Origin of the sequence: Paenibacillus aceris (assembly GCF_017874035.1) — a bacterium.
Classification (GTDB): Bacteria; Bacillota; Bacilli; order Paenibacillales; family NBRC-103111; genus Paenibacillus_E; species Paenibacillus_E aceris.
This window is the reverse complement of record NZ_JAGGKV010000003.1, coordinates 178,594-202,869: the sequence shown is the minus strand read 5'-3', so window position 1 is coordinate 202,869 and position 24,276 is coordinate 178,594. Positions and strand designations below refer to the sequence as shown.

Sequence of the window (24,276 nt, the reverse complement as noted above, 5' to 3'; positions counted from 1 at the left end):
ATTAATCATGTAAAGTACGTTGAATGTACGGAAATGGGAGGGTTTTTTAAATGTCAGTTCAAAACGTGTTGAACCTTATCAAGGAAAAAAATATTGAGTGGGTAGATTTTCGTTTCGTAGGTCTTTCCGGTAAAGCGCAGCATATTTCTTTGCCTGCTTCTGAAGTAGACGAAGATACATTCGTAAACGGCGTAGCTTTTGACGGTTCCTCCATCCCAGGATTCCGTGGTATTGAACAATCTGACATGGTAATGATGCCAGATACGGAAACTGCATATGTAGATCCTTTCACAGCTCACCCAACATTGATCATTATGAGCAACATCCATACACCTGAAGGCGAACGCTATGACCGCGATCCGCGCAGCATCGCTCAAAAAGCTGAAGAATATCTTCAAACAACAGGCGTTGGTACTACAGCATTCTTCGCACCAGAATCCGAATTCTTCATCTTTGATGATGTTCGTTATGAAAATGGTATGAACAAGTCTTACTTCGAAGTTGACTCCGAAGAAGCAGGTTGGAACACAGGCCGCAAAGAAGAAGGCGGAAACCTTGCCTATAAAGTTCCAGTTAAAGGCGGTTATGTTCCAGTAGCTCCAATCGATTCCCAACAAGACATTCGTTCCGAAATGTGTAACAAGCTTGCTGACGCAGGTCTTCGTATCGAACGTCACCACCATGAAGTGGCTACAGCTGGTCAAGCTGAAATCAACTTCCGTTTTGACACTTTGACAAAAACAGCAGATAACCTGCTCAAATACAAATATATCGTTGCTAACACAGCTAGAGAATATGGTAAAGTAGCAACTTTCATGCCTAAACCACTGTTCGGTGACAATGGTAGCGGTATGCACGTTCACATGTCCATCTTCGACGGAAGCGAGCCTTTGTTCTATGAAAAAGGAGCATATGCGAACTTAAGCGAAATGGCAATCAACTATATCGGTGGTATTCTTTACCACGCTCCAGCTTTGATTGCATTGACAAACCCAAGTACAAACTCCTTCAAACGTCTAGTTCCTGGTTACGAAGCACCGGTAAACCTTGTATTCTCCAAAGGTAACCGTTCTGCAGCAGTTCGTATTCCAATCGCAGCTGTGACACCTAAAGGTTGTCGTATCGAGTTCCGTACACCAGATAGCACAGCTAACCCATACCTTGCTTTCGCAGCAATGTTGATGGCTGGTCTTGACGGTATCAAAAAGAAAATCGATCCACGTGCACTTGGATACGGTCCTTTCGATACAAACATCTATGAAATGTCCGATGCAGAGAAAGCTGAAATCCGCAGCGTTCCTGGCACATTAGATGAGGCATTGGATGCACTTGCAGCTGATTCCGACTTCTTGATTGAAGGCGGCGTATTCACACAAGATTTCATCGATAACTACATCGAATTGAAACGCGGCGAAGCAAAAGCTGTTGCAATCCGCATTCACCCGCACGAGTACAACCTGTACTTCGATTGCTAATTCCTTAGCACTTATAAATTCATAAACAATAGAGCTGCTTCTGCCGTGGTCATCCATGGCGGGGCAGCTTTTTTACTTTTATGATAATAAAACCTTTTTGATAATAATTCTAATTAATGCTGGAAATTTAATGAAAATGAGGTATAATAGAAGCATCGTTCAATCATTACCTACTCATAACTCCAAAAACAGGAAGGAAGATATTTATGAAAGTCACCCTTATTGCAGGAAGTAACCACCAGGCAGCTACAAGTACGAGACTTGCCGAATATATCCAGCACTTGGTAACTTCGAATGGACATCAAGCTACTCTGATTGATCTGCACCAAACGCCTGTTCCGTTCTATTCGCCAGATAATGCGCATGGAGGACATGAGGCACTGGAGAAATTGAAGCGTGCGATGCTTGATGCAGATGGCATTGTGTTGGCAACTCCCGAATATCATAGCGGAATCTCGGGTGTTCTGAAAAATGCGCTTGATCATCTCGGACAAGACCATTTTAACAACAAAGCCGTACTGTCTGTAAGTTCATCTGGCGGCGCCGTAGCCGTAAGCTCACTAACACAGCTGCAAACAATTGTTCGAAATCTTCATGGCATAAACTGTCCGGAGTGGATTTCGATTGGCGGCGATCAGCGGAAGAGCTTTCAGACCGGAATAGCTTACAGCGATATTCATCCTGATGTCGATAAACGCGTTCGACGTGTCGTAAATTCATTCCTGGATTTGACAGCATTATTGTCTGTTCGACAAGAGGTTGTTCGACAATAAACCTTTTTAATTTACAATTTTTAAAGATGAGTAATGCAAAGTGTTCATGACGCTTTGTGTTGCTCTTTTTTTATGTTAACCGTGGGATAAATGAAAATGTGTTTACAGAGACGATATGATCTGCTAGAATTACGACATTCTATTGTCAACCAAAATATAAGTTTTTAAGTTGACAATAAATTTTTATCTAGGGGGATTTTCGTGTCAAAGTCCTATGAACACCTTGCTGCCCTAAACAAGTCACATGTATGGCATCCTTTTACACAAATGAAGGACTACAACAACGAGGACCCTCTCATCATTGAACGCGGTGAAGGCGTCAAGCTTTATGATGTCCAAGGAAGAGCCTACTTCGATGGTTTTTCCTCTGTTTGGCTAAATGTTCACGGACATAATGTCCCGGAGCTTAATCAGGCATTAACGAATCAGCTGGAGCTTGTGGCACACTCAACACTGCTAGGCATGGCAAATATCCCGGCAATTGAGCTAGCCGAGCGGCTGGTGCAAATCGCGCCGGATGGATTAAACAAAGTGTTTTATTCGGATTCCGGAGCTACGGGGGTTGAGATTGCAATTAAGATGGCCTTTCAATACTGGCATAACCAAGGGGTACGGGGCAAAAAGTCGTTTATTACGATGAATCAGGCATACCACGGAGATACGGTTGGTGCCGTTAGCGTAGGGGCGATTCCGCTGTATCATGAGGTGTTTCGTCCATTGCTGTTCCAGTCGCACACGATCCCTTACCCTTATCCGTATCGCCATGATGGGGGGGCGGAGGGAGCCAAGGAAGCAACCTTGAATGCTTTGCGCAAATTGCTGGAAGCGCGGGCTGACGAGATAGCGGCCCTTATCGTGGAGCCCATAGTTCAGGGGGCCAGTGGAATTGTTGTGATGCCGGAGGGATGCTTGCACGAGATGGCTGAGCTTTGCCGTAAACATGACGTGCTGTTTATCGCCGATGAGGTGGCGACAGGCTTCGGACGGACGGGAGAGATGTTTGCTTGTGATTTGGAGCGTGTAACGCCAGATCTGATGGTAGTCGGGAAGGGACTGACCGGCGGCTATTTGCCTGTGGCAGCCACACTGGCTACGGATGAGATTTATAGTGCTTTTTATGCGGATTATCAGGAGCAGAAGACCTTTTTCCATGGACACTCTTACACGGGGAATCCGCTTGGTTGTGCGGTTGCTTTGGCCAGTTTGGGACTTTTTGAGGAGCGAAGCATGTTGGAGGGAGTCCGAACGAAGGCATTATTTGTCCAAAAAAGACTAGCGCCGCTGAGTGACAGACCACACGTCGGTGAAATCCGTCAAAAAGGACTGATGATCGGGATCGAGCTCGTCCGTGATAAAGATTCACGGGAACCGTACGAGTGGGGAGAACGAATAGGCGTGCGGGCGAGTCAGCGGGCAAGAGAGCTTGGCATGCTAACGAGACCGCTAGGCAATGTGATTGTTTTCATTCCGCCGTTAGCCGCGACTGAGGCTGAGCTTGAAGAGATGACAGAGATTTTGGCAAAATCGATTGTTCATGTCACGGAAGGAGGCGTCAGGTCATAAACAAAGTCTTCGAAGAACCGATTCGTGGTTTGTTCATTACGGGAACGGATACAGGAGTCGGCAAGACGATGGTGACTGCAGCGTTGACAGCGGCGCTTAGAGCTGAGGGCTGTGATGCAGGCGTTTGGAAGCCTGTACAGTCAGGCGCAAGCTTAGGCAGCGGAGCAACGGATGCGGAACGACTGGTGGAGCTAACAGGTATAAATGAGCTGCCAGAGAGGGTGGCACCATTCACGTTTGAAGCCCCACTGGCTCCTATGCTTGCAGCTAAGCATGCCGGTGTGACCTTAACACTGCAGGAGTTGATCGCTGCCGGCAAACCGCTTGCCGAGCGATATGAAGCTTTGCTCATTGAAGGCGCGGGCGGTGTGGCCGTTCCGCTGAGCGATGATACGCTGATGGCGGATTTGATCGCAGAGCTCCAAATTCCTGCACTTATCGTGGCTCGTTCCAGTCTCGGCACGATTAACCATACACTTCTCACGGCAGCCTTCCTTCGGCACTACGGAATCCCCATAATAGGCGTCATCCTGAATGACGGCGATGGTCCGGATTCACCGGGCGATCCAAGCGTTGCCACGAATGCAGAACTTATCGAGCAGTACAGCGGGCTTAACGTTCTCGGTCATTTCCCCCGCTTGCCTACTGATGTCCATACAGATCTTCTGATACATACGGTTCGGCAATCCATACAACTTACGCCAATAAAACAAGCGTTGGAGCTAAACGGCACTGAACGCCAAGGAGGAAAACATGAACACAATTTCTGCCTATAGGGATTGGCCCTTGTTGGCCCGAAAAGCATTAAACGGGGAGTGTTTGACCGCAGAGGAAGGGCTGGCTGTACTCGAAGCCGATCATGATGAGGTACTCCCGCTGCTGCAGGCCGCGTTCCAAGTAAGAAAGCATTACTATGGCAAGAGAGTCAAACTGAACATGATTATTAATGCGAAAAGCGGGCTCTGCCCGGAGGACTGCGGCTACTGCTCGCAATCCATTGTTTCAACCGCGCCGGTTCAGAAATACACCCTGCTCGATAAAGATACGCTGCTTGCTGGAGCTCGTGAAGCTTTGGCGCGTAAAGCCGGAACGTACTGCATCGTAGCGGCAGGGAAAGGTCCGACAGATAAGGAATTGGAGCAGGTGGTGGACGCGGTAAAAGAAATCCGTGAAACGATGCCGCTCAAAATATGCGCTTGTCTGGGTATTCTGAAGGACGAGCAGGCTCAAAAGCTTGCAGAGGCAGGCGTACATCGATATAACCATAATCTCAATACGAGCAAAGCGAATTACCCGTCAATTACGACGACTCACACCTATGACCAGCGTGTTGAGACGGTGGAGAAAGTAAAAACATACGGAATGTCACCCTGCTCCGGCGTCATTATCGGGATGGGTGAAACCGACCAAGAGATTGTGGAAATGGCCTATGCACTGCGCGAGCTGGACAGCGACTCCATTCCGATTAATTTCTTGAATGCCATTCCGGGTACGCCTTTGGAGCATGCAGGGCGCACGCCCGCGATGAAAGCATTGAAAGTGCTAGCCCTATTCCGCTTCATCTGTCCTTCCAAAGAAATTCGTGTTGCGGGAGGCCGTGAGGTGAATCTCCGTACCCTGCAGCCCTTGTCGCTGTATGCGGCGAATTCGCTTTTTGTCGGTGATTACCTGACAACAGCCGGCCAAGCGATTGGCGTAGATCACCAAATCATTGAAGATTTGGGCTTTGAGATTGAACTAAACGCTTTGTAAGGTGGTGCGACAATGAACGCGATGTCAGCTTTGACATGGATGGAAGAGGAGCTTGCTTCCTTGGAAGAAGCCTCGCTGAAGCGATCCCTTCGCGAAAGTTACACGGTTCCAGGGTCTCCGGGTCGCATGTTTCGCGGAACCGGATCGCGCAGCCTGCTCAATTTGTCCGCCAACGACTATCTTGGACTCTCCCAGCATCCCGCCATCATTGAAGCAATGCGGGAGGCCCTGCTCGAGGAAGGGCTAGGCGCTGGGGCGTCCCGGCTTGTGACAGGCAATCGGAAGGCATATGCCAAGCTGGAAGAAGCCATCGCCGAATGGCAGAACTGCGAAGCGGCGCTTGTTTTTGGGAGTGGCTATATGGCAAATGCCGGTGTTATTCGTTCCGTAGTCGGCAGAGGCGATGTTGTGTTTAGCGATCAGCTTAACCATGCAAGCATCGTAGATGGCATCTTGATGAGCCGTGCGGAGCTGGTCCGGTATCGCCATCTGGATATGGAGCATTTGGAAGCGATGCTGCATAAGCACCGGGACAAAAGGCGAAAGCTGATCGTTACCGATGCGGTCTTCTCTATGGACGGAGACCAGGCTCGGCTGCATGAGCTCAAGCTGCTCAAGCATGAGTATGGAGCGATGTTAATGGTGGACGAAGCTCATAGCGGGGGGATTTATGGCAGGCATGGCGAGGGATTATGCCACGAACTCGGGGTCAAGGACGAGGTGGACATTCATATCGGAACGTTCAGTAAAGCCTTCGGCGCCTATGGAGCTTACGTATGCGGCAGCCGCACGCTCATTGACTACCTCGTGAATAAGGCGCGGCCACTTATCTATTCAACGGCGATGCCGCCTGCCCTATTGGCAGGTATTGCTCAAGCCTTAGCGCTGGTGCAGCAGGACCACTGGCGGCGTGAACGGCTGGGGTCGGCTGTCCGCTTTTTCCGATCCTCGCTGAAAAAGTCAGGCTTTCTGATCCCGACAGGCGATTCCGCTATCGTACCGATCATTATCGGCGATAATGAAACCGCCTTACGTTTCAGCGCTGCGCTGGAGGAGAATGGAATCGCGGCGGTTGCTATCCGACCGCCGTCGGTTCCTGAGGGGACAGCGCGAATACGTTTTTCCTTGTCCGCTGCCCATACGGACAAGGAACTGCGGGATGCTGCAGCGCGCATTCGCCAAGTAGGGTTGCAGTTTGGGGTGCTCGGACGATGAGAACAGCAAGGAGAGGCACGATTTTATGGCTGCCTGGGTGGAGCATGGCGCCTGCGGTTTTCGATCAGCTGCGCAGTGAGCTGCCTGACTATCATCATGCGCTCCTCGATTACAGCAATGCCAAAGCACCGGATGATATGCTGGCGCTCACGGAAGCTGCGGCAGCAAAATGGCGTGCCAATTCGACTGAGAACAGTCCTCTAATCATCGGAGGTTGGTCGCTTGGCGGGTTGCTGGCGCTCCGATTAGCAGCTAAAGGCTTGACGGATGGCCTCATTTTGTTTGCAGCCACGGCTCGGTTTATTCGTCCGAAGGACGAAGCGGAGCTGGGTCAGCCTGATGCCTACGTCAGGCAGATGATGAGAGCACTGACAACAGATGCGGCAGTGGTCGAAACCAAATTTCGACAGCGTCTGTGGACAAATGATGAGCAAAGGGCTGGCAAATGCGATAAGCTGCCACCCATCGGCGGCTGGGCGGTACCGGCGCTGCTTGCAGGCCTTCATATTCTGAGGAATGAGGAAGTTAAGTCAGTCCTTTCCAAGATCGCTTGCCCGGTACTACTGATTCACGGTGTGGAGGATGAGATATGCCCTTACCAGGCGGCGAAAGAGCTTGCGGACGGGCTGCCTCAAGCCCAGTTACTTTCCATCCCCGGCTGCGGGCATGTACCGTTTCTGGGTAGAGAGAAGGAGATCGCGGAAGAAGTGAGGCGGTGGTGGAATGAACAGCAGCATGGAGGTTGAGCGACAATTTCAACGGAGCTCGGCGGGGTCCTATGATCGGAACGCTAATGTTCAGCGAATGATGGCGGAGCAGTTGATTACAGTGCTGGACGAGTGGAAGCGCGAAGGAGAAGGCCAGCGCGTATGCGACATTCTTGAGATTGGCTGCGGAACAGGCATTCTGACGAGCAGACTCGTTAACAAATGGCCTGAAGCGGCGTTGACCGCTTTGGACATTGCGCCTGGGATGCTGCGAGCCGCGGAGCGGCGTGTCCGGCAGCAAGCTCGTTTAGATATACGTTTCATCCAGAGTGATGTAGAAGAATGGTCAACAACTGCACAGGCTGCAACGTTTGATCTAATTGTCTCTGGCGCCTGCTTTCAATGGTTGAAACAGCCGGAACAAACGATTCAGCAACTTCGACGGTTGCTTCGACCAGGCGGCCTGTTGGTGTTCACGACTTTCGGGCCGGAAACATTTGCTGAGCTGCACGAATCTTTCAGGGAAGTGTATCAAAGCCGGGGGCAGCAGCCGCAGCGGCACGGGCTGTCTTTTCAGTCCAGGACGCAGTGGAGTAAAATGCTCGCAGACACGGGCTTTTCAAACATTAAAGATGAATGCTCCTTTCACGTTGAAACGTACCCCTCCGCAAGGGATTTTCTACTTGCAGTCAAGGCAATGGGAGCCAGCACCTCGCAGGCTCGGGCCGTGCCTGGCTTAAGTAGTCGGCAGTTGTTCGCCAGCATGTACAACGTGTACGAGGCGAAGTTTAGCACACACGGAGGCATTATTGCTACATATGAGCTCTTGTTGATGCAAGGGCACACGCCTAATGAGGATAGAGAATCGGACAGAGTCTGATGTCTCTATCTTTTGTTTTTTTCTACACACTTTTGACACATCTATGTGCTAAAGTATGGAAAATTAGGCCTGGAGGGAGATCATGGGAATAACTTGGACGAACAAGGAAGTTGTTCATTTATTGCTTCGTGCCGGATTTGGCTCGACAACGGAAGAAGTTAACGCCTGTGTAGCGCTCGGGCGCGAGGAAACGGTGCGACGGCTTATTGCTGGCGAAGCGTTGATCGAAACGGCACCGCTGACACCATTTGAGCAACTACATGCAGAAGGCAAGAAGTCTCTAGATCCATTACAGCTGGCTGATCAGCAAATGTACTGGTTATACCGGATGGTGAATTCCAGCGCGCCGCTTGTTGAGAAAATGACGTTGTTTTGGCACGGGCATTTTGCAACGGCAAATTATAAAGTGAAAGATGTCACGCTGATGGTTCAGCAAAATACGTTGTTCCGCAACCATGCGCTAGGCAGCTTTAAGGAGCTTGTACTCGCTGTAGGCAAAGATCCGGCTATGATGATTTGGCTGGATGTGAACCGCAATAAGAAAAATAAGCCGAATGAGAACTACGCCCGCGAAGTTATGGAGCTTTTTACACTTGGAATTGGCCACTATTCGGAAACGGATGTGAAGGAAGCAGCTCGCGCTTTCACGGGGTGGACTTATAGCGAGAAGGAAAATAAAGTAGCATTCAATTCCAAACAACATGACAATGATACGAAAACACTGCTTGGAGAGACAGGGAATTTGGGTAGCGATGAGGCCATTGATGTTATTTTTCATCAGAAGTCGCTGACAACGTTTTTGGCCGCGAAGCTGCTGACATACTTTGCTGCGGACAATCCCTCCGAAAGCTGGGTACAGCAAGTGGCAGGGCACATTGCAGAGAAGGCTACAATCGGAGAAGTTCTGTCGGAGCTGTTTCTGTCAGACGATTTCTACAATCCAGCGCTACGATTATCTCTCATTAAGACACCGGCTGATTACGTGGCAGGCATTCTCAAAATGTTGAAAGTAACTGTTGCCAAGGGACATGCGCAAGCGATGAGGAGAATGGGGCAGGAGCTCTTTTCCCCGCCTGATGTGGCGGGTTGGAGAGGCGGAACCTCATGGCTGAATACAAACTTGCTGCTCGCGAGGTATCAGTTCGCAGAGTCCATTACCATGCAAATAACCGGCAAGAAGCTGGTGTCGCCGGAGCTAACGCCTCAGCGGCCCCAGCTTTCAGAGGAGTGGGTGAAGTTGTGGAGCGAGCGTCTGGGAATCACGAATTTGTCCGATAAGACGCTTCAGGGGATAAGCGGCTATGTGGAAGACACCGTCGTACATGCAAAGATGAAGAACGCTGGCTTGCGGGGTTTGCTTCAACTCATCTTGATCAGTCCGGAAGCTCAAATGAAATAACAGGAGGTGAATGTATTGAAGTTATCGAGAAGGGAATTTCTGCTGAAAGGTACGGCGATGTTTGCGACTCTAAGCCTAGGAGGGATTTTATTTACGGAAACCGGCAAGTCGATTTTTGCCGGGGCAGTCGAGGACGATGTTGATGAGCCTGTCTTGGTTGTTGTACAGCTGAGCGGAGGCAACGATGGCATGAACACACTCATTCCGTATGGGCAAGGCATCTATTATGATTCAAGGCCAACATTGTCCTACCAGCAGAAGGAAATACTCGCCCTAGATAATCAGGTGGGCCTGCACCCCAGTCTTAAAGGGCTCGCTGCACTATACAAGAACGGGAACATGGCGGTCATTCAAGGCGTAGGCTACCCGGAGCCCGATCACTCTCATTTCCGGTCCATGGAAATTTGGCAGACGGCCGAGCCGGCGAAAATAAGCAGGAGCGGTTGGCTGGCCCGCTATGTGGAGTCTTCTTTACGCGATAGCAATAACCCGCTCAAAGCGGTTCAGGTTGGCGCAGCAGGCAGCAAAGCTTTTGCCTCGGAAAAGATGAATTTTCCTGTGATTCAATCGCTGGACTCGTATCATGTGATCGATCCGAAGACTGCGATGATGGACAAAAACCGGATATCCAAAGCATTTATGGACATGTACGGAGGCGCTCAGAATCAAGTAGAACAGCTGCGTGTCGTTTCGGGACGGGGGTATGAAGCTTACAAAAGCGTTGAAGCCATTCAATCGTTAACAGCTTCTTACGCGAATAAGATTGAGTATCCCAAAACGAATTTTGCCAGTGATCTTCAATTAGTAGCCAAACTGCTAGCGGGGAAATCAGGTACAAGAGTATTCAATGTTCAAATCGGCGGTTTTGATGATCATGCTGACGAAAAGGCGCAGCATGCAAGGGTTTTGACGCAGGTAGATGAGGGTCTTGCAGCTTTTTACAAGGACTTGGAGGCGCAGGGTTTGCACAACCGGGTTGCGATTATGATGTTTTCCGAATTTGGGCGTCGTGTGAAGGAAAATGGGAGCGGGGGCACTGACCACGGAACGGCGGCTCCGATGTTTGTCATAGGCGGGAAAGTGAAGGGCGGTCTCTATGGGGCATACCCGAGTCTAAGCAGCTTGGATAATGGGGATTTGAAATACGAGGTGGATTTCCGTTCCGTGTACAGCACCATAGTCGATCACTGGTTAAAAGGCGATGTCACGGCCGTGATTGGAAAACCATATGAATCATTGAAGTTTATATAAAAAAGAGCCGGAGCGCGATGCTTCGGCTTTGTTGTTCCCGAAGAGGACAGGGCTCTCAGCTGTACCTAGGCAGTCATTCGCGTTTTTCTTTATTTACAATTCATGGTAACCTAATAGAAAAGGCGAAGTCTTCGTTAATCGAAAGGAAAGGAGGGCTGGAAGGATGGAGATTGCGCCGATTTCGGATCACTTGCAGGAGCATTTGCACATCCTTTTCGTTGGATATAACCCAAGTATACGATCCGGTGAAACCGGCCATCACTATGCGAATCCGAACAACCGGTTTTATCGCATTTTGTACCAGTCAGGATTAACGCCCCGGCTTTACAAGCCTCAAGAAGATCAAGATTTGCTTGAACTTGGCTATGGGTTTACGAATATCGTAGCAAGACCCTCTCTGACGGCTGCTGAAATCACACCTGAGGAATATCGGGAAGGCCGTTTGATTTTAAGAGAAAAAATTCAGAAATACCGGCCGCGCGTTGTATGTTTTGTGGGCAAGGGGGTTTACGAGCAGTACAGCGGTCGCAGAGGCATGCAATGGGGCAGCCAGTTGGACCCTATCGTAGAGGGCGTTGTCGAATATGTTTGCCCGTCTTCCAGCGGGCTCGTTCGGATGAAACTGGAGGAAATGGTCGCTATCTATCGCGGAATCAAGACATTTATCGGGATGGAGATGGAAAAAGGATGAATATACCGTGGCTGCATTGGGCTAAAGAAATTCAAGCAATTAGTCAGGCTGGGCTTGCCTATGGCGAGAATGGCTACGATTTGGAACGCTATGAGGCGCTTCGCAAGATCAGCGTGAAGATGATGAGTTACTTCACAGACACCCCGATTGACAAAGTGACGGAATTATTCGCCAGCGATACGGGGTACCAGACGCCGAAGGTCGATATTCGGACTGTTGTCCTGAAGGAGAATAAGCTGCTGCTTGTGAAGGAAAGAACCGACGGTGCTTGGGCATTGCCGGGGGGCTGGGCGGATATCGGCTACACGCCATCCGAGGTTGCCGTTAAGGAGACTCGCGAGGAGGCAGGCTACGACGTCAAGCCCGTACGTTTGCTGGCGGTTCTGGATAAGAAGCGCCATGCGCATCCGCCCTCGCCCAACTACGTATACAAGATATTCATCTTGTGCGAGTTGGTGGGCGGGGTGGCGCTCGAAGCCGGTCTGGAAACGACCGAGGTCGGGTTTTTCGGCGAAAGCGAGCTGCCGCCGCTTTCGATCGAACGGAACACCGCCGAGCAGGTGCTGCGGATGTTTGAGCTTGCACGCGGCCAGGGAGCAGATCAGGTGCTGCTGGATTAAAAGCCAAGGGGCAATTATCGCGTAGAAGCTGCGTGGATGATTGCCCCTTTATTTAACGCATCAGGATCGGCTTCAGCTGCTCAAGGATGTCCTCCATTTTCTTGGAGCACTGCTCATACATCGCTTTAGCATCCTTATTATTCGTCGTAAGCCCGTACAGCATCAGATCCGCTTCGCACTGTTTTAGGTTTGCGAACAGGGTAGCTTTTTCCTGTGGTACAGGGACATTGATTTTATCGTCATATAAATCCACATACAATTGGCCGTATGAGTCCACCTGACCGAAAAATACATTCTCAACGGTTACTCCGACCTTGTCCAACTCCGTTTTTAGCCATCCCCGGTTAAACCCTAAGGCAGCTAGAGCTTCATCCATAATTTCGCCATCCATGATGACGGCCTGAGGCTCTTTCTCGGGTGCAACCTTGAGGCCCAGATGTTTCGCAGTAAGCGGCAAATATTCACGATGGAGCAAAACGTTAATCTCTCCACTAGGCTCCATAATCGCAAATTCAACATCCGCCACTTTGAAAACCGACCGCTTGCGCAGCTGCTCCATGAGTTCATCCGTGGTGAGTCGTTCTTTTTTCAAATTATCTTCCAAAACCTTTCCGTCTCTAATGAGTACGGTCGCTTTACTGTCAATAAAATCGCGCATTGTTTTACTTTTAAGCTGTAAAAATTCGATGCCTAACGAACAGGCGATCCAAACCGTTAACGAAATCATGCCAAGATACCACTTCGATTCGATGTCCAATGAAATGGATCCAGCCAGGTTTCCGATAGTAATGCCTGTGATGTATTCGAACAGGGAAAGCTGAGAAACTTGTCTTTTTCCAAGTATTTTGGTCATGATGAACAACACGACAACCGCTAATAAGGTACGTACAATGACTTCATACGCATTTGGCACGTGGCTTCCTCCTTGCTATCTTGAATGTATAGGGGGCAGTTGAAAGCAACTGCTCTAAATAAAGGGGCTGTCCCGAAAGAAGAATGTTCTGTCTGCTTTTAGACGGCCTATGTGATCTTGACAGCGCCTTATATTAACGCTTGATCTTAGGGGAACTTCAAGGCGCTATTTGAGCGAAAATTGGCGATTTTTGATGTCAGTGGGAACTGTAGGGTCTTATATGCCTTGATAAGCTAGAATTAAGCCAATTTTGGCGCAATAGTGGACCGTAGTTCCCTTTGGCTGCCAGACGCTTGAATATCACTGTAAATAGAGGATCATAGTTCCCCTGTTTAGGCGCATCGCATCCCATCCCATCCCATCCCATCCCATCCCATCCCAGTAAAAAAGTCCGCCAAATCGCAATCCAGTCATCCGTCAGGTCTTTCATATCGCCGGAATCTCGACAGTTTCATTTCGGACTCATCTAATGCGAGCCATACCGTCACCAATGGCTACGCCAATGAAGAGGATGTAGGGTCTATGCTGACCAGTTTTGTACCGTTAAAGACAAACTTAAAAATGAAAGTTTACACATTATTTGTGAAAATAATGGAAATTATACGCCGGAGCCGAAAGTGAAAACACCGATCGGCTCATACGCCGGCGACCGGCCCAAGTGGCTGCGGTAGAGGACAATGTCCTCTACCCGCCACGCGGGCTGGCCGCCCGGAGGCGCGCCTGCCGCCAAGGCGGCGCGCGAGAACGGTCCCGCAGCTAGCCGGTAGCGGCGGGCCAGCGTGAGATGCGGCCGGTAGGCGCGAGCCTCGGCCGGAAAGCCGTGGCGGGCGCAGGCGCCCGCGACCGCGCGCTGCAGCGCAGCCAGCGCGTCCAGGTCGCCGGCGACGCCCGCCCACAGCACCGACGGCGCTGCCGGAGGTCCGAACACGCCGAGCCCGTCGGCGTGTAGGGTCAGCGGCAGCGCAGCTGCGGCAAGCTGGCGAAGCTCGCCCGCCAGCGCGTCTGCTGTCTCGGCGGACGTGTCGCCGAGGAAGCTTAATGTAACGTGGACGTCCTGCGGATGCGTCCACTTCTGGAAGGGCAGTGCCTCCTGGAGGCTGCCCATCCATAGGGCGAGCTCCCGCTGGGCTTCAGGCGGGAGCTGGATGCCGACAAAAAGCCGTTGCTTGTCGGATGGTGTTGAAAGCGTTTTTGTCGAATGTTCGGAAGGATGCATGAAAACGAATGGCTCCTTTACGTTTTTTTTGACCCGTATCGTGGTTGTGGTTTCCTGCTTCAACTAGCATTGCCAACTAAGGTTTTACTTGATGCATGAGGAGAATATTGCTATCATAGCGATAATACAAAAGCAAAGGTGTGGTCATTCATGGGAAATCGGGCCTATAACTTTAACGCAGGGCCTGCGGCATTACCGCTCGAAGTTTTGCAGAAAGCGCAAGAGGAACTTGTCGAATTTAAAGGCATCGGCATGTCGATCATGGAAATTTCGCATCGCAGCGCGGAATATGAGCAAGTACATAATGAAACACAGCAATTATTAAAACAAATTTTCGCTATTCCGGATGGGTATCAAATTCAGTTCCTGCAAGGCGGAGCAAGCTCCCAATTCGCTATGATTCCTCTGAATTTCTTAAAGCCGGGCAAAGTAGGCAGCTATGTGCTGACTGGCGCTTGGGCAGAGAAAGCGGTACAGGAAGCAAGCCTCTTCGGGGAAGTTGCGATTGCTGCCTCCTCCAAAGAAAATAAATTCATGAAAATTCCGGATCTGAGCGAGATCAACATTCACCCGGATTCCGCTTACCTGCACTTGACGTCCAACGAGACGATCGAAGGCGCTCAGTTCCAAAGCTACCCGGATACTGGCAATGTGCCGCTCATTGGGGATATGTCCAGCGATATTTTGAGCCGTCCTGTTGACGTTTCGAAGTTCGGCATGATTTATGCCGGCGCTCAAAAAAATCTAGGTCCTTCCGGCGTGACCGTTGTTATCGTTAAAGAAGATCTTCTGCAGGATCTGCCGAAAACAATTCCGACAATGCTTCGTTATGAAATTCACAGCAAAAACAATTCCTTGTATAATACGCCGCCGGTGTACTCCATCTATATGGTGAACCTCGTGCTGAAATGGATTCAGGAACAAGGCGGACTAGCTGTTATCGAGAAAAACAATCTGGAGAAATCAGGCTTGATCTACAGTGCAATTGATCAAAGCGGCGGTTTCTACCGTGGTCCTGTCGATAAAGGAAGCCGTTCCGCGATGAATATTACTTTCCGTTTGCAGGATGAAGAGCTGGAGAAGAAGTTCATCAAGGAAACCGAGCAGAACGGGTTTGTCGGGTTAAAAGGCCATCGCAGTGTAGGCGGTTTGAGAGCCTCTACGTACAATGCGGTTCCTTACGCTTCTTGCAAGGCGCTCGCAGATTTCATGATTGATTTCCACAAACGTAACGGTTAACATCGAATCGAATGCTGTTCATGAGCTATTCACGGCACCCTCGTGTGCGTGTGAGTAGCTTTTTTTTGTCTCGGAATAGAATGGTCAGTTCTTCGTTTACAATGTCTTAAGATGCCCTCTGAGACGGTTTGGCGGGCTTTTTTTTCATGGGCTGAGGAACTAAATCTAGTAGGGGGAGTGTGGAGATTCCAAGCCCTATTCCTTTCGACAAATGTGAAAATTTCAAGTCTAAAATGAAAATTATTTTTCAAATCCTCCCGAGCCACGCCCTGCCTGGGTTTGCCTATTCTGGGCGCAGAAATGTGTCATATGACACGTTGACAAACACAATATATTGATATAAATTTGAATCTATCAACTAGATGTCGTGGGAAAAAGCGAATTGTACATAAGCAAGATTCGTAGTGAAAATACCGCGTAATACGGCGTGAAGTCCCGATTTACCTCTGTTTTCAGCCGTTTTCACGCTCGCGAAAATCCGTTTATTTTGTCGAGGAAACGGTGGTTTTGCTAGATATGGATGGACGGTAAGATTTATATTACTTACTAGATATAGGTTTATTACATACGAGAAACGCAAGATCGTGAATGCTTGAATGAATGATAGAAATGTTAGGAGACGGAGACCATGCTGATTGCTTACGATTCAAAAACGGGAAATGTTCGCCGATTTATTGCCAAGCTCAAAATGCCTGCCATTCAAATCGAGGAAGCGATGAAAGTGGACGAGCCTTTCGTGCTCGTTACCTATACTACCGGTTTTGGTCAAGTTCCTGAGAAGGTTGCTTCTTTCCTGGAAGGTAACTCCTCAAAGCTTATCGGAGTAGCAGCAAGCGGGAACCGTAACTGGGGAGACGGGTTTGCCAAAAGCGCAGACACCATCTCACAGCTGTATGATGTGCCTGTGTTAACGAAGTTTGAGTTATCAGGCACCAAAAATGATGTAGAACGATTTGTTCAGGGGGTACATGCAATTGCGGCACATTGAGCTGAATAATTTATTAATGCAACGCGGAGCGGATGGTTTTTTTCAACTAGAGAAGGATAAAGAAGCCGTTGAAGTATTTATGACGGATGTACAGAGCAAAAGCCTTACTTTCCCCGATACCTCTTCGAAAGTTCGTTATATGATTGATAACAACTATTACGAGAACGTTTATGAGCACTATACGATAGATGAAGTAAACGAAGTTTATCAAGTGGCTCACGATAATCAATTCGAGTTCGCCTCTTACATGGCAGCCTCTAAATTTTATACAGACTATGCTTTACGCAGTGACGATAAGTCTTTATATCTGGAGCATTTCCCGGATCGCGTTGCGATTGTAGCTCTTTACTTGGGGCGCGGTAATGTAGAAACTGCCCGTACGCTCGCTGTATCGATGATGGAGCAGCGTCTGCAGCCGGCAACACCGACTTTCCTCAATGCAGGAAAAAGCCGCCGGGGCGAGATGGTATCGTGCTTCCTTCTGGAAATGGACGATTCCCTCAACTCCATTAACTATGTGCTGGCGACCTGCATGCAGTTGTCCAAAATTGGCGGCGGCGTAGCCGTAAACTTGTCGAAGCTTCGCGGGCGCGGAGAATCCATCAAAGGCGTGGAACGCGCGGCCAAAGGCATTATGCCGGTGCTTAAGCTCATGGAGGATGCTTTCTCCTACGCGGATCAAATGGGTCAGCGCAAAGGTTCCGGCGCGGCATACTACAACATTTTCGGCTGGGATCTGATGGAGTTCCTGGATAGTAAGAAAATTAACGCGGATGAGAAGTCCCGTCTGAAGACACTTTCGATCGGTCTGATTGTACCGAATAAGTTTTACAAATTGGCGGAGGAGAACAAGCCGCTTCACGTTTTTGCACCATTCACGGTTTTACAAGCTTACGGCAAGCATCTGGATGATCTGGATCTTGATGAAATGTATGATGAACTGTTGGCAAACCCGAAAGTAAAGAAAAAAGTAGTGATGAGTGCCCGTGACATGCTGGTCAAAATTGCGACAACCCAACTGGAATCCGGTTATCCATATATCATGAATCGCACGAATGCGAACAAGGATCATGCCCTGAAAGGGATCGGCACCATTAAAATGTCCAATCTCTGTACGGAGATTTTCCAACTGCAAGAAACTTCGGAAATTAATGATTACGGCCAAGATGATGTGATACTTCGCGATATCAGCTGCAACCTGGCTTCCATGAACATTGCGAATGTGATGGATCGCAAGAAGCTGCGCGAGACTGTTCACGAAGGCATGATAGCCCTGACTGCGGTCAGTGATATGACGACGATCAGCAATGCGCCTGGTGTGGCTAAAGCGAATCGTGAGCTGCACTCCGTGGGACTTGGAGTCATGAATCTTCACGGCTATTTATCCAAAAATAAAATTAGCTATGAGAGCGAAGAAGCGAAGGATTTCGTCCGTACGTTCTTCATGGCGATGAACTATTATTCAATTGAGCAAAGTATGGCAATTGCCAAAGCGAAAGGGCAGGTTTTTGAAGGATTTGAACTGTCCGAGTACGCGAATGGCGCTTATTTCAACCGTTACACAGAAACGGATTACCGTCCGCTTACCGATAAAGTGAAGGACTTGTTTGAGGGGATGGAGATCCCGTCTCCGAGCGATTGGAGCAAGCTGAAGGCCGAGGTGCAGAAGCACGGCTTGTATCATGCTTACCGTTTGGCGGTAGCTCCGACACAAAGTATTTCGTATATCCAAAACTCAACATCGAGCGTTATGCCGATTGTAGAGCCTATCGAGACGCGCACTTACGCGAACTCAACGACGTACTACCCGATGCCTTTCATGGCACGAGACAATTATTTTTACTATAAATCCGCGTATCAAATGGATCAATTCAAAATTCTCGATCTCATTGCAGAAATTCAAGCGCATGTGGATCAAGGCATTTCGACCATTTTGCACGTAAATAGTGATGTGTCCACCAGACAGTTGGCTAGATTGTACCTGTATGCGGCACACAAAGGACTTAAATCGCTCTACTACACGCGAACAAATCAGCTATCTGTTGAGGAATGCGTAAGCTGCTCGGTGTAATTGGGAAGGGGATTGAACATAGATGAGTACGGCAACTACCGTTAATAATCCAATCGTCAAAAAGGCCGTGAACTGGAACCGGCCCGATGATGATTTCACGATAACGTTCTGGAATCAGAACATTATGCAGTTCTGGACGGACGAGGAAATCCCGTTGTCTGACGATAAAATGTCCTGGATCACGCTCAGCGGGGCTGAGCGCGAGCTCTATATGAAGGTGCTTGGCGGACTTACGCTTCTGGATACGATGCAAGGCGGCGTAGGTATGCCTAAGATTCTCGAGCACGTCGATGGGCTTCAGCGCAAAGCGGTGCTCAGCTTTATGGGCATGATGGAGCAAATTCATGCGAAATCGTACAGCTCTATTTTCACGACGCTGTCCACGACGGAAGAGATCAATGAGCTCTTTGCATGGGTAGAGCGGAATCCTTATTTGCAGTTCAAAGCGACTAAGATTTCCCATTATTATGAAAATATTACGACAACCAAAGAGCTGTATTTAGCAATGGCAGCGTCGGTTCTGCTGGAGAGTTATTTGTTCTACAGCGGCTTTTATTATCCGCTTTATTTGGCCGGACAGGGTAAAATGACGAGTAGCGGCGAAATCATTGATTTGATTTTGCGTGATGAGAGTATTCATGGTTTGTACATAGGTGTACTGGCTCAAGAAGTTTATGCCGAGCTAAGTCCTGCCGAGCAGGATGAAGCATATGAGACATTGTGTACTTTGCTTAAGGAGCTTCATGCCAATGAGGAAGGTTATACGGAGAGTCTTTATGGGCCTCTGGGATTGGCCGAAGACGTCAAAGCTTTCCTTCGTTATAATGCGAACAAAGCATTCATGAACCTTGGCGTAGAACCGATTTTCGAAGAAGAAGAGATTAATCCGATTGTTCTGAACGGACTCAGCACGAAGACGAAGCAGCATGACTTTTTCTCTAAGAAAGGGAATGGTTATGTGCGTACGATTCACGTTGAAGCGTTGACGGATGATGATTTTGTTTTTTAATATGTCTTTGAGGAAAGGTGCCCTCTGGGTGCCTTTTTTAGTAGATTGACAAACATGCTCGTCCAAAAAAGGAAAACGAAGTCGTTTATCAGACAGGTATTAGTCGCCCGCAGCGGGCAAAAAACTACCTCGAAGCCATCTCATTCGTGGTTTCAAGGTAGTTTTTACGATTCATATGAAGGTTCAAACAGAACAGAATCTTGCCCGTGGTTATGCTAACGATTCCTTGACCACAGGCTCCGTCAGCTTGTAACCGACGTTGCGGATGGTCATGATATATTCCGGATTGCGGGCATTTTGCTCGATCTTGTCCCGCAGATGGGAGATATGCACATCGACAATCCGGGTATCGCCGAGGAAATGATAATCCCAGACACCGTGAAGCAGCTGTTGTCTGCTCAGGACTTTGCCGCGGTGCTTGCATAAGAACAGCAGCAGCTCGAATTCTTTGGGTGTGAGCTCGATCGGAGCGCCGTTCATGGTCACTTCCCGTTGGTCGGCTTTAATCGAAATTTGGCCGATTGTGATCGGTGCGTTTTCCGTCGCAGACGGTAAGGTTTGAATGCGTCGATGAATGGCATGGATACGAGAGATGAGCTCCTGCGGCGAGAATGGTTTGGTCATATAGTCGTCGGCTCCGTTATCCAATCCGGCAATTTTATCCGTAAGATCCTGCATGGCGGTTAGCATAATAATCGGTACTAGGTTGTTCTGGTTTCTAAGCTTGCGGCATACTTGAAAGCCGTCCATTTTGGGCAGCATCAGGTCCAGAACGATGAGATCAGGGCGAAACGTCTGGATAGCATCGAAGACGGCTTCTCCATCGAATACGCAATGTACTTCGAAGCCCACGAGCTTCAGGTTGAACTCTATAAGCATGGAGATGGAAGGTTCGTCATCGACAACGAGGATCTTTTTTTTCATCATTAGGTTGACTCCTTTTATCGAGAAGGATAACTCTATTATGACAGTGCTCTATCATCGACATATTAAGATAAAGTTAACCCTGTGTAAAATTGCATTCCGCATGCGCATATAATAGGATAGAAGATGAGGTGAATTTGACAGAGATGGCTTTTCATATTGTATTAGTTGAACCTGAAATTCCTGCAAATACAGGGAATATTTCACGGACTTGTGCGGCTACAGGTACGCATCTTCATTTGGTAAGACCTCTTGGCTTCCAGACAGACGACAAGACGCTGAAACGCGCGGGCTTGGATTACTGGCACTCGGTTAAACTCGAATATCACGATTCGTTTGACGAGGTACTGGAGATGTATAAGGGACATCGTTTCTTCTTTGCAACAACGAAGGCAAAGAAGCGTTACACGGACTTTACATTTCAAGACGGCGACTTTTTTGTATTCGGTAAAGAGACGAAGGGGCTTCCCGAAGAGCTTCTGAGCCAGCATCCGGAGACGCTGCTGCGACTTCCGATGTCGGATAATGTTCGATCGCTTAATTTATCCAATTCTGCAGCGATTATGCTGTATGAGGGCCTTCGGCAGACGGGCTTCACAGGGCTTGACTAAATTTTGATTGGGTTTGATTAGGTCTGGGTCGACAAATTTGACAATAAAAGAAATTTCAGCTTTTAATTAGAAGGAGTTTCTTAAATAACGGCGAATAGTATTCCCTATCAGTCCGTATAGATATGCGAAGCCATAACGCTAAGCATAGAAAATGTGAGCGGAAGAGAGGTGAAGTCCTATGATGAAGCCAGCCGGAGTCGTTCGTAAAGTCGATCAATTGGGACGTATTGTACTGCCTAAATCGCTACGCAAACGATATCAAATGAATGAAGGAGATCCTGTCGAAATTTTAGTACAGGGTGATCATATCATTTTGGAAAGATACCGCCCGAAATGTGTTTTTTGCGGCAGTATGGAAAGCGTGAGTGAGTTTAAAGAACGTTACATATGCAGTACTTGCGTAACGGAAATGAATTTGCTTAAAGTAAGAGCGTAATATGCGAAGAAGCACCGTCTTTCCTTGAGGAAAGCGGTGTTTTTTTTTTGTTCACTTCGCACATACAACAACGTTATCTGGACATACTATTTCTCGACGATGAAAGCAGAGAGGTGTTGTGTCAAAGATCATGCACACCAGAGAGGTTGTTGTTGAATCCGTATAGAAGCGAGGAGATGTGCCGGAGGCCATTAAATGTAGTATCCTATACTGCAATAAATGTGATGAGGTAAAAACCAAGCTGAAGTAAGGATCAAGACAAATTCCATATTCATCGTCAGAGAGGACTCCGAGAGGGGTCCTTTTTTATCGCTGTATGCGGGAGTACCCGCGACTCAGCGTACAGCAGAACACCGCAACGATGATTTACATCGCTGCGGTAGAGGCAGGCTCATCGTTGCGCTCTGCAACGATGTTTTTCATCGCTGTACGCGGGGAATTCCCGCGACCCAGCGTACAGCAGAACACCGCAACGATGATTTACATCGCTGCGGTAGAGGCAGGCTCATCGTTGCGCTCTGCAACGATGCTTTTTATCGCTGTATGCGGGAGTACCCGCGACTCAGCGTACAGCAGAACACCGCAACGATGATTTACATCGCTGCGGTAGAGGCAGGCTCATCGTTGCGCTCTGCAACGATGTTTTTCATTGCTGTACGCGGGAATTCCCGCGACTCAGGTACAGCAGAACACTGCAACGATGTTTTTCAGTACAGACTCACCGGCCAAACGTGAAAAGACCGCCAGAATGATACATTCTGACGGTCTTTGGGAAACTAACTTACAGGCCTTTTGTTTTGTCCTCGTTATAGGAAGCCGTCATCATAGCGACGAGAAATAGTACAAAAACGGTGTTAACGAGCCAAAATGTTGCGGATAAGCCAAACATTGCTGCACCTCCTATAGGGTTAAAGAACGTAAAAAGCATATAGTTAAAGCTTATTATACCCCAAACATTCTAAAAAAAATATTGAATAAAATGTGAATAAATGCGGTCATTTGAAAAATAAAAAGTTCGTCGCAAGCGGTCTAAGCTTTCCATCGGACGGACGATTAATGACGCTGCCACCCATGACCAAGGTAGTAGAGCCGCCTCCATCAAGGTTATAAGCGTCAACGATGCCTAACTGCTGCATCTTATCCTGCAGTTCAGCGAGCGTCGCTCCTGAATTGCCGTTCTCATCATAGCCGTCAGTAACGATAAACAACAGTTGATCATTTTTGTAATTAGCCATGACGGTTCTAGCTGCACGTGCAGGCGAGCTTTGCCATTGATACGGGATGGTCGTTTTAGCTCCGTTTTTGAGGAGCGTGGGAACGAAGGTCGACCCCATCAGCGGATTGAGCTTGTCGAGCTCGGCTTGCGAGCTGAACTTGCCGCCTATAAGTTTGCGGTCTTTGTTCAAACCGATAAAAGTCGTGTCGTTCTTCGTCGGGAAGAAGCCATTCACATATTTGCCGTTCATCACCGTCGTGTCGAGCGGATAACGTCTGCCTTTGCTGTCATCCGCAAAGCCTCCGGCATTCACGCCGGCAATGGCGCCGTAGCGTGAGACGGCCTCCAAGGTCGTTTCACTGGAGCCCATTTTATCTTTGCCCAGAACAAGCTTGATCGCTTTATCACTCTTGAGGTTTACTTTAAGTGCATAACCTTTGTAGTTATTTTCATTCAATGTAAACAGCTTCAAGTCGATATTTTCAGAGGAGGCTTGTCTGATAGGACTCCCGAGCTTCGCCGTAATTCTTGCATCATAGATGATGCCGGGCAGGGCTACTTGGGCTGTGGCGCTCTGGAGAGCGGCTGTGACTTCCGTCGTGCTTTTCTCATACAACTCAAAATATTGCTGAATGATAGCCTTGGTCTGCGCAGCATCATTCGTTGCTTTCGTCAGCAAGCTGTCCAGGGTGAGCGCTTCTTGGTGAACAGAGACGGGAGCAGGCGCTGAAATTGACCAAGGACTTATGGGAATACTCACGGAAACGAAAAGCAGCCAAATCAACATACCTACGAATGGGGCGCAAGCAAGGAGAAAGATGCGATTGATTCCTTGGATAGCACTCATTACTTCAACACATCCAAATTCTTCTGCAGCTCTTCCAGCTTCTTTTTCACTTCGGCCAGCTGGGTGTAGAGTTGGTTGCTGTTATCTGTTTTGCTGTTGGCGCTGTCCTTCGTAAAGGCAAGCAATTCATTCAGAGCGTCTACTTTGGTTTGCAAAGCTTTCATGTCCGTTGATACGCTGTCTTTCAGTTGGGAAACCTGCTTCTGATAATCTTGCTGCACGACTTGCAGTTGTTGCTGGGTTTGCTGTGCGATATCGGTTGTTATTTTTTGTCTTAAATGCTCTGTATACAGCATTGCTGCTGCCACTCCGATTGCGATCAGCATGACCCAACCAAGAAACAAGTAAACATACGTTTTTCTTCCTGTTTTTGTGGCTTTGCCAGCCCTTGGGAAGGAATTCGCAGTCGTTGACTCGATTTGCATGCTCACGATAATCACCTCTGTTTTCTAGTATAACATATTCCAAATTTTATACAGA

24 protein-coding genes are annotated in these 24,276 nt (G+C 48.6%); 19 read left to right on the top strand and 5 right to left on the bottom strand.

What is annotated here, in order from left to right:
- The first annotated feature begins 50 nt into the window (after window positions 1–50).
- From glnA to J2Z65_RS07610, 12 genes are all read left to right on the top strand, one after another.
- A complete protein-coding gene (glnA, locus tag J2Z65_RS07665) occupies window positions 51–1,475 on the top strand; it encodes a type I glutamate--ammonia ligase (protein WP_167061826.1) in 1,425 nt (474 codons plus the stop codon).
- Window positions 1,476–1,681: 206 nt separating this feature from the next.
- Entirely contained in the window at window positions 1,682–2,248 is a 567-nt protein-coding gene (locus tag J2Z65_RS07660; RefSeq protein ID WP_167061823.1) for an NADPH-dependent FMN reductase, read from the top strand.
- Between the two features lie 195 nt (window positions 2,249–2,443).
- A complete protein-coding gene (gene bioA / locus J2Z65_RS07655) occupies window positions 2,444–3,811 on the top strand; it encodes an adenosylmethionine--8-amino-7-oxononanoate transaminase (RefSeq protein ID WP_420850847.1) in 1,368 nt (455 codons plus the stop codon).
- A gap of 29 nt (window positions 3,812–3,840) precedes the next feature.
- On the top strand, window positions 3,841–4,587 hold the full coding sequence (gene bioD, locus J2Z65_RS07650; protein ID WP_275691048.1) for a dethiobiotin synthase: 747 nt from the start codon (window positions 3,841–3,843) through the stop codon (window positions 4,585–4,587).
- Entirely contained in the window at window positions 4,565–5,563 is a 999-nt protein-coding gene (gene bioB, locus J2Z65_RS07645) for a biotin synthase BioB (protein ID WP_167061817.1), read from the top strand. Before bioD ends, bioB begins: the two co-directional genes overlap by 23 nt.
- A gap of 21 nt (window positions 5,564–5,584) precedes the next feature.
- Window positions 5,585–6,778, top strand: a complete 1,194-nt coding sequence (bioF, locus tag J2Z65_RS07640) for an 8-amino-7-oxononanoate synthase (protein ID WP_420850846.1) — start codon at window positions 5,585–5,587, stop codon at window positions 6,776–6,778.
- The gene (locus J2Z65_RS07635) at window positions 6,775–7,524 is read left to right on the top strand and encodes an alpha/beta hydrolase (protein ID WP_167061814.1); all 750 of its coding nucleotides are present in this window, start codon (window positions 6,775–6,777) and stop codon (window positions 7,522–7,524) included. Before bioF ends, J2Z65_RS07635 begins: the two co-directional genes overlap by 4 nt.
- Window positions 7,502–8,365, top strand: coding sequence for a malonyl-ACP O-methyltransferase BioC (bioC, locus tag J2Z65_RS07630; protein ID WP_167061811.1), 864 nt, complete (start codon window positions 7,502–7,504; stop codon window positions 8,363–8,365). The genes J2Z65_RS07635 and bioC overlap by 23 nt, the downstream gene beginning before the upstream one ends.
- 82 nt (window positions 8,366–8,447) lie before the next feature.
- Window positions 8,448–9,764: a DUF1800 domain-containing protein gene (locus tag J2Z65_RS07625; protein ID WP_167061809.1), complete on the top strand. Its 1,317-nt coding sequence runs from the start codon at window positions 8,448–8,450 to the stop codon at window positions 9,762–9,764.
- 15 nt (window positions 9,765–9,779) lie between these two features.
- Entirely contained in the window at window positions 9,780–11,015 is a 1,236-nt protein-coding gene (locus J2Z65_RS07620; protein ID WP_167061806.1) for a DUF1501 domain-containing protein, read from the top strand.
- A 169-nt stretch (window positions 11,016–11,184) separates the two neighbouring features.
- Window positions 11,185–11,706, top strand: coding sequence for a G/U mismatch-specific DNA glycosylase (mug, locus tag J2Z65_RS07615; protein WP_167062750.1), 522 nt, complete (start codon window positions 11,185–11,187; stop codon window positions 11,704–11,706).
- A complete protein-coding gene (locus J2Z65_RS07610) occupies window positions 11,703–12,326 on the top strand; it encodes an NUDIX hydrolase (protein WP_167061803.1) in 624 nt (207 codons plus the stop codon). Before mug ends, J2Z65_RS07610 begins: the two co-directional genes overlap by 4 nt.
- Before the next feature lie 52 nt (window positions 12,327–12,378).
- On the opposite strand, the gene J2Z65_RS07605 is transcribed toward J2Z65_RS07610, so the two are convergent.
- Window positions 12,379–13,239: a YetF domain-containing protein gene (locus J2Z65_RS07605; protein ID WP_167061800.1), complete on the bottom strand. Its 861-nt coding sequence runs from the start codon at window positions 13,237–13,239 to the stop codon at window positions 12,379–12,381.
- Window positions 13,240–13,837: 598 nt separating this feature from the next.
- Window positions 13,838–14,455 (bottom strand): RNA 2',3'-cyclic phosphodiesterase, encoded by a 618-nt coding sequence (gene thpR / locus J2Z65_RS07600; protein ID WP_167061798.1) that lies wholly within the window; start codon window positions 14,453–14,455, stop codon window positions 13,838–13,840.
- A 150-nt stretch (window positions 14,456–14,605) separates the two neighbouring features.
- Between thpR and serC the strand changes: the two genes are divergently transcribed.
- From serC to nrdF, 4 genes are all read left to right on the top strand, one after another.
- Window positions 14,606–15,694 carry a 3-phosphoserine/phosphohydroxythreonine transaminase gene (serC, locus tag J2Z65_RS07595; RefSeq protein WP_167061795.1) on the top strand — a complete coding sequence of 363 codons (1,089 nt, stop codon included), beginning with the start codon at window positions 14,606–14,608 and terminating at the stop codon, window positions 15,692–15,694.
- A 628-nt stretch (window positions 15,695–16,322) separates the two neighbouring features.
- Window positions 16,323–16,682 (top strand): class Ib ribonucleoside-diphosphate reductase assembly flavoprotein NrdI, encoded by a 360-nt coding sequence (nrdI, locus tag J2Z65_RS07590; protein ID WP_167061792.1) that lies wholly within the window; start codon window positions 16,323–16,325, stop codon window positions 16,680–16,682.
- Window positions 16,669–18,753 (top strand): class 1b ribonucleoside-diphosphate reductase subunit alpha, encoded by a 2,085-nt coding sequence (nrdE, locus tag J2Z65_RS07585; protein ID WP_167061789.1) that lies wholly within the window; start codon window positions 16,669–16,671, stop codon window positions 18,751–18,753. Before nrdI ends, nrdE begins: the two co-directional genes overlap by 14 nt.
- A gap of 22 nt (window positions 18,754–18,775) precedes the next feature.
- Entirely contained in the window at window positions 18,776–19,762 is a 987-nt protein-coding gene (nrdF, locus tag J2Z65_RS07580; protein ID WP_167061786.1) for a class 1b ribonucleoside-diphosphate reductase subunit beta, read from the top strand.
- Window positions 19,763–19,972: 210 nt separating this feature from the next.
- On the opposite strand, the gene J2Z65_RS07575 is transcribed toward nrdF, so the two are convergent.
- Window positions 19,973–20,689, bottom strand: a complete 717-nt coding sequence (locus tag J2Z65_RS07575; protein ID WP_275691047.1) for a response regulator transcription factor — start codon at window positions 20,687–20,689, stop codon at window positions 19,973–19,975.
- A 143-nt stretch (window positions 20,690–20,832) separates the two neighbouring features.
- On the opposite strand from J2Z65_RS07575, the gene trmL reads away from it, so the two are divergent.
- From trmL to J2Z65_RS07560, 3 genes are all read left to right on the top strand, one after another.
- Entirely contained in the window at window positions 20,833–21,297 is a 465-nt protein-coding gene (gene trmL / locus J2Z65_RS07570) for a tRNA (uridine(34)/cytosine(34)/5-carboxymethylaminomethyluridine(34)-2'-O)-methyltransferase TrmL (protein WP_167061783.1), read from the top strand.
- 181 nt (window positions 21,298–21,478) lie between these two features.
- Complete coding sequence (locus tag J2Z65_RS07565; RefSeq protein ID WP_167062744.1) at window positions 21,479–21,733, top strand: AbrB/MazE/SpoVT family DNA-binding domain-containing protein; 255 nt, start codon at window positions 21,479–21,481, stop codon at window positions 21,731–21,733.
- 361 nt (window positions 21,734–22,094) lie between these two features.
- Complete coding sequence (locus tag J2Z65_RS07560; RefSeq protein WP_209855813.1) at window positions 22,095–22,325, top strand: hypothetical protein; 231 nt, start codon at window positions 22,095–22,097, stop codon at window positions 22,323–22,325.
- 403 nt (window positions 22,326–22,728) lie between these two features.
- On the opposite strand, the gene J2Z65_RS07555 is transcribed toward J2Z65_RS07560, so the two are convergent.
- Together J2Z65_RS07555 and J2Z65_RS07550 are read right to left on the bottom strand one after the other, a co-directional pair.
- Window positions 22,729–23,796, bottom strand: coding sequence for a phosphodiester glycosidase family protein (locus J2Z65_RS07555; RefSeq protein WP_167061780.1), 1,068 nt, complete (start codon window positions 23,794–23,796; stop codon window positions 22,729–22,731).
- Window positions 23,796–24,221: a hypothetical protein gene (locus J2Z65_RS07550; protein WP_167062729.1), complete on the bottom strand. Its 426-nt coding sequence runs from the start codon at window positions 24,219–24,221 to the stop codon at window positions 23,796–23,798. Before J2Z65_RS07550 ends, J2Z65_RS07555 begins: the two co-directional genes overlap by 1 nt.
- Window positions 24,222–24,276 lie beyond the last annotated feature (55 nt).

What these genes read in the sequence shown, in the direction of transcription:
- glnA (WP_167061826.1), top strand. Translation starts at nt 51, where the DNA reads ATGTCAGTTCAAAACGTGTTGAACCTTATCAAGGAAAAAAATATTGAG.
- J2Z65_RS07660 (WP_167061823.1), top strand. Translation starts at nt 1,682, where the DNA reads ATGAAAGTCACCCTTATTGCAGGAAGTAACCACCAGGCAGCTACAAGT.
- bioB (WP_167061817.1), top strand. Translation starts at nt 4,565, where the DNA reads ATGAACACAATTTCTGCCTATAGGGATTGGCCCTTGTTGGCCCGAAAA.
- bioF (WP_420850846.1), top strand. Translation starts at nt 5,585, where the DNA reads ATGTCAGCTTTGACATGGATGGAAGAGGAGCTTGCTTCCTTGGAAGAA.
- J2Z65_RS07635 (WP_167061814.1), top strand. Translation starts at nt 6,775, where the DNA reads ATGAGAACAGCAAGGAGAGGCACGATTTTATGGCTGCCTGGGTGGAGC.
- bioC (WP_167061811.1), top strand. Translation starts at nt 7,502, where the DNA reads ATGAACAGCAGCATGGAGGTTGAGCGACAATTTCAACGGAGCTCGGCG.
- J2Z65_RS07625 (WP_167061809.1), top strand. Translation starts at nt 8,448, where the DNA reads ATGGGAATAACTTGGACGAACAAGGAAGTTGTTCATTTATTGCTTCGT.
- J2Z65_RS07610 (WP_167061803.1), top strand. Translation starts at nt 11,703, where the DNA reads ATGAATATACCGTGGCTGCATTGGGCTAAAGAAATTCAAGCAATTAGT.
- thpR (WP_167061798.1), bottom strand. Translation starts at nt 14,455, where the DNA reads ATGCATCCTTCCGAACATTCGACAAAAACGCTTTCAACACCATCCGAC.
- serC (WP_167061795.1), top strand. Translation starts at nt 14,606, where the DNA reads ATGGGAAATCGGGCCTATAACTTTAACGCAGGGCCTGCGGCATTACCG.
- nrdI (WP_167061792.1), top strand. Translation starts at nt 16,323, where the DNA reads ATGCTGATTGCTTACGATTCAAAAACGGGAAATGTTCGCCGATTTATT.
- nrdF (WP_167061786.1), top strand. Translation starts at nt 18,776, where the DNA reads ATGAGTACGGCAACTACCGTTAATAATCCAATCGTCAAAAAGGCCGTG.
- J2Z65_RS07575 (WP_275691047.1), bottom strand. Translation starts at nt 20,689, where the DNA reads ATGATGAAAAAAAAGATCCTCGTTGTCGATGACGAACCTTCCATCTCC.
- trmL (WP_167061783.1), top strand. Translation starts at nt 20,833, where the DNA reads ATGGCTTTTCATATTGTATTAGTTGAACCTGAAATTCCTGCAAATACA.
- J2Z65_RS07565 (WP_167062744.1), top strand. Translation starts at nt 21,479, where the DNA reads ATGAAGCCAGCCGGAGTCGTTCGTAAAGTCGATCAATTGGGACGTATT.
- J2Z65_RS07560 (WP_209855813.1), top strand. Translation starts at nt 22,095, where the DNA reads ATGATTTACATCGCTGCGGTAGAGGCAGGCTCATCGTTGCGCTCTGCA.
- J2Z65_RS07555 (WP_167061780.1), bottom strand. Translation starts at nt 23,796, where the DNA reads ATGAGTGCTATCCAAGGAATCAATCGCATCTTTCTCCTTGCTTGCGCC.
- J2Z65_RS07550 (WP_167062729.1), bottom strand. Translation starts at nt 24,221, where the DNA reads ATGCAAATCGAGTCAACGACTGCGAATTCCTTCCCAAGGGCTGGCAAA.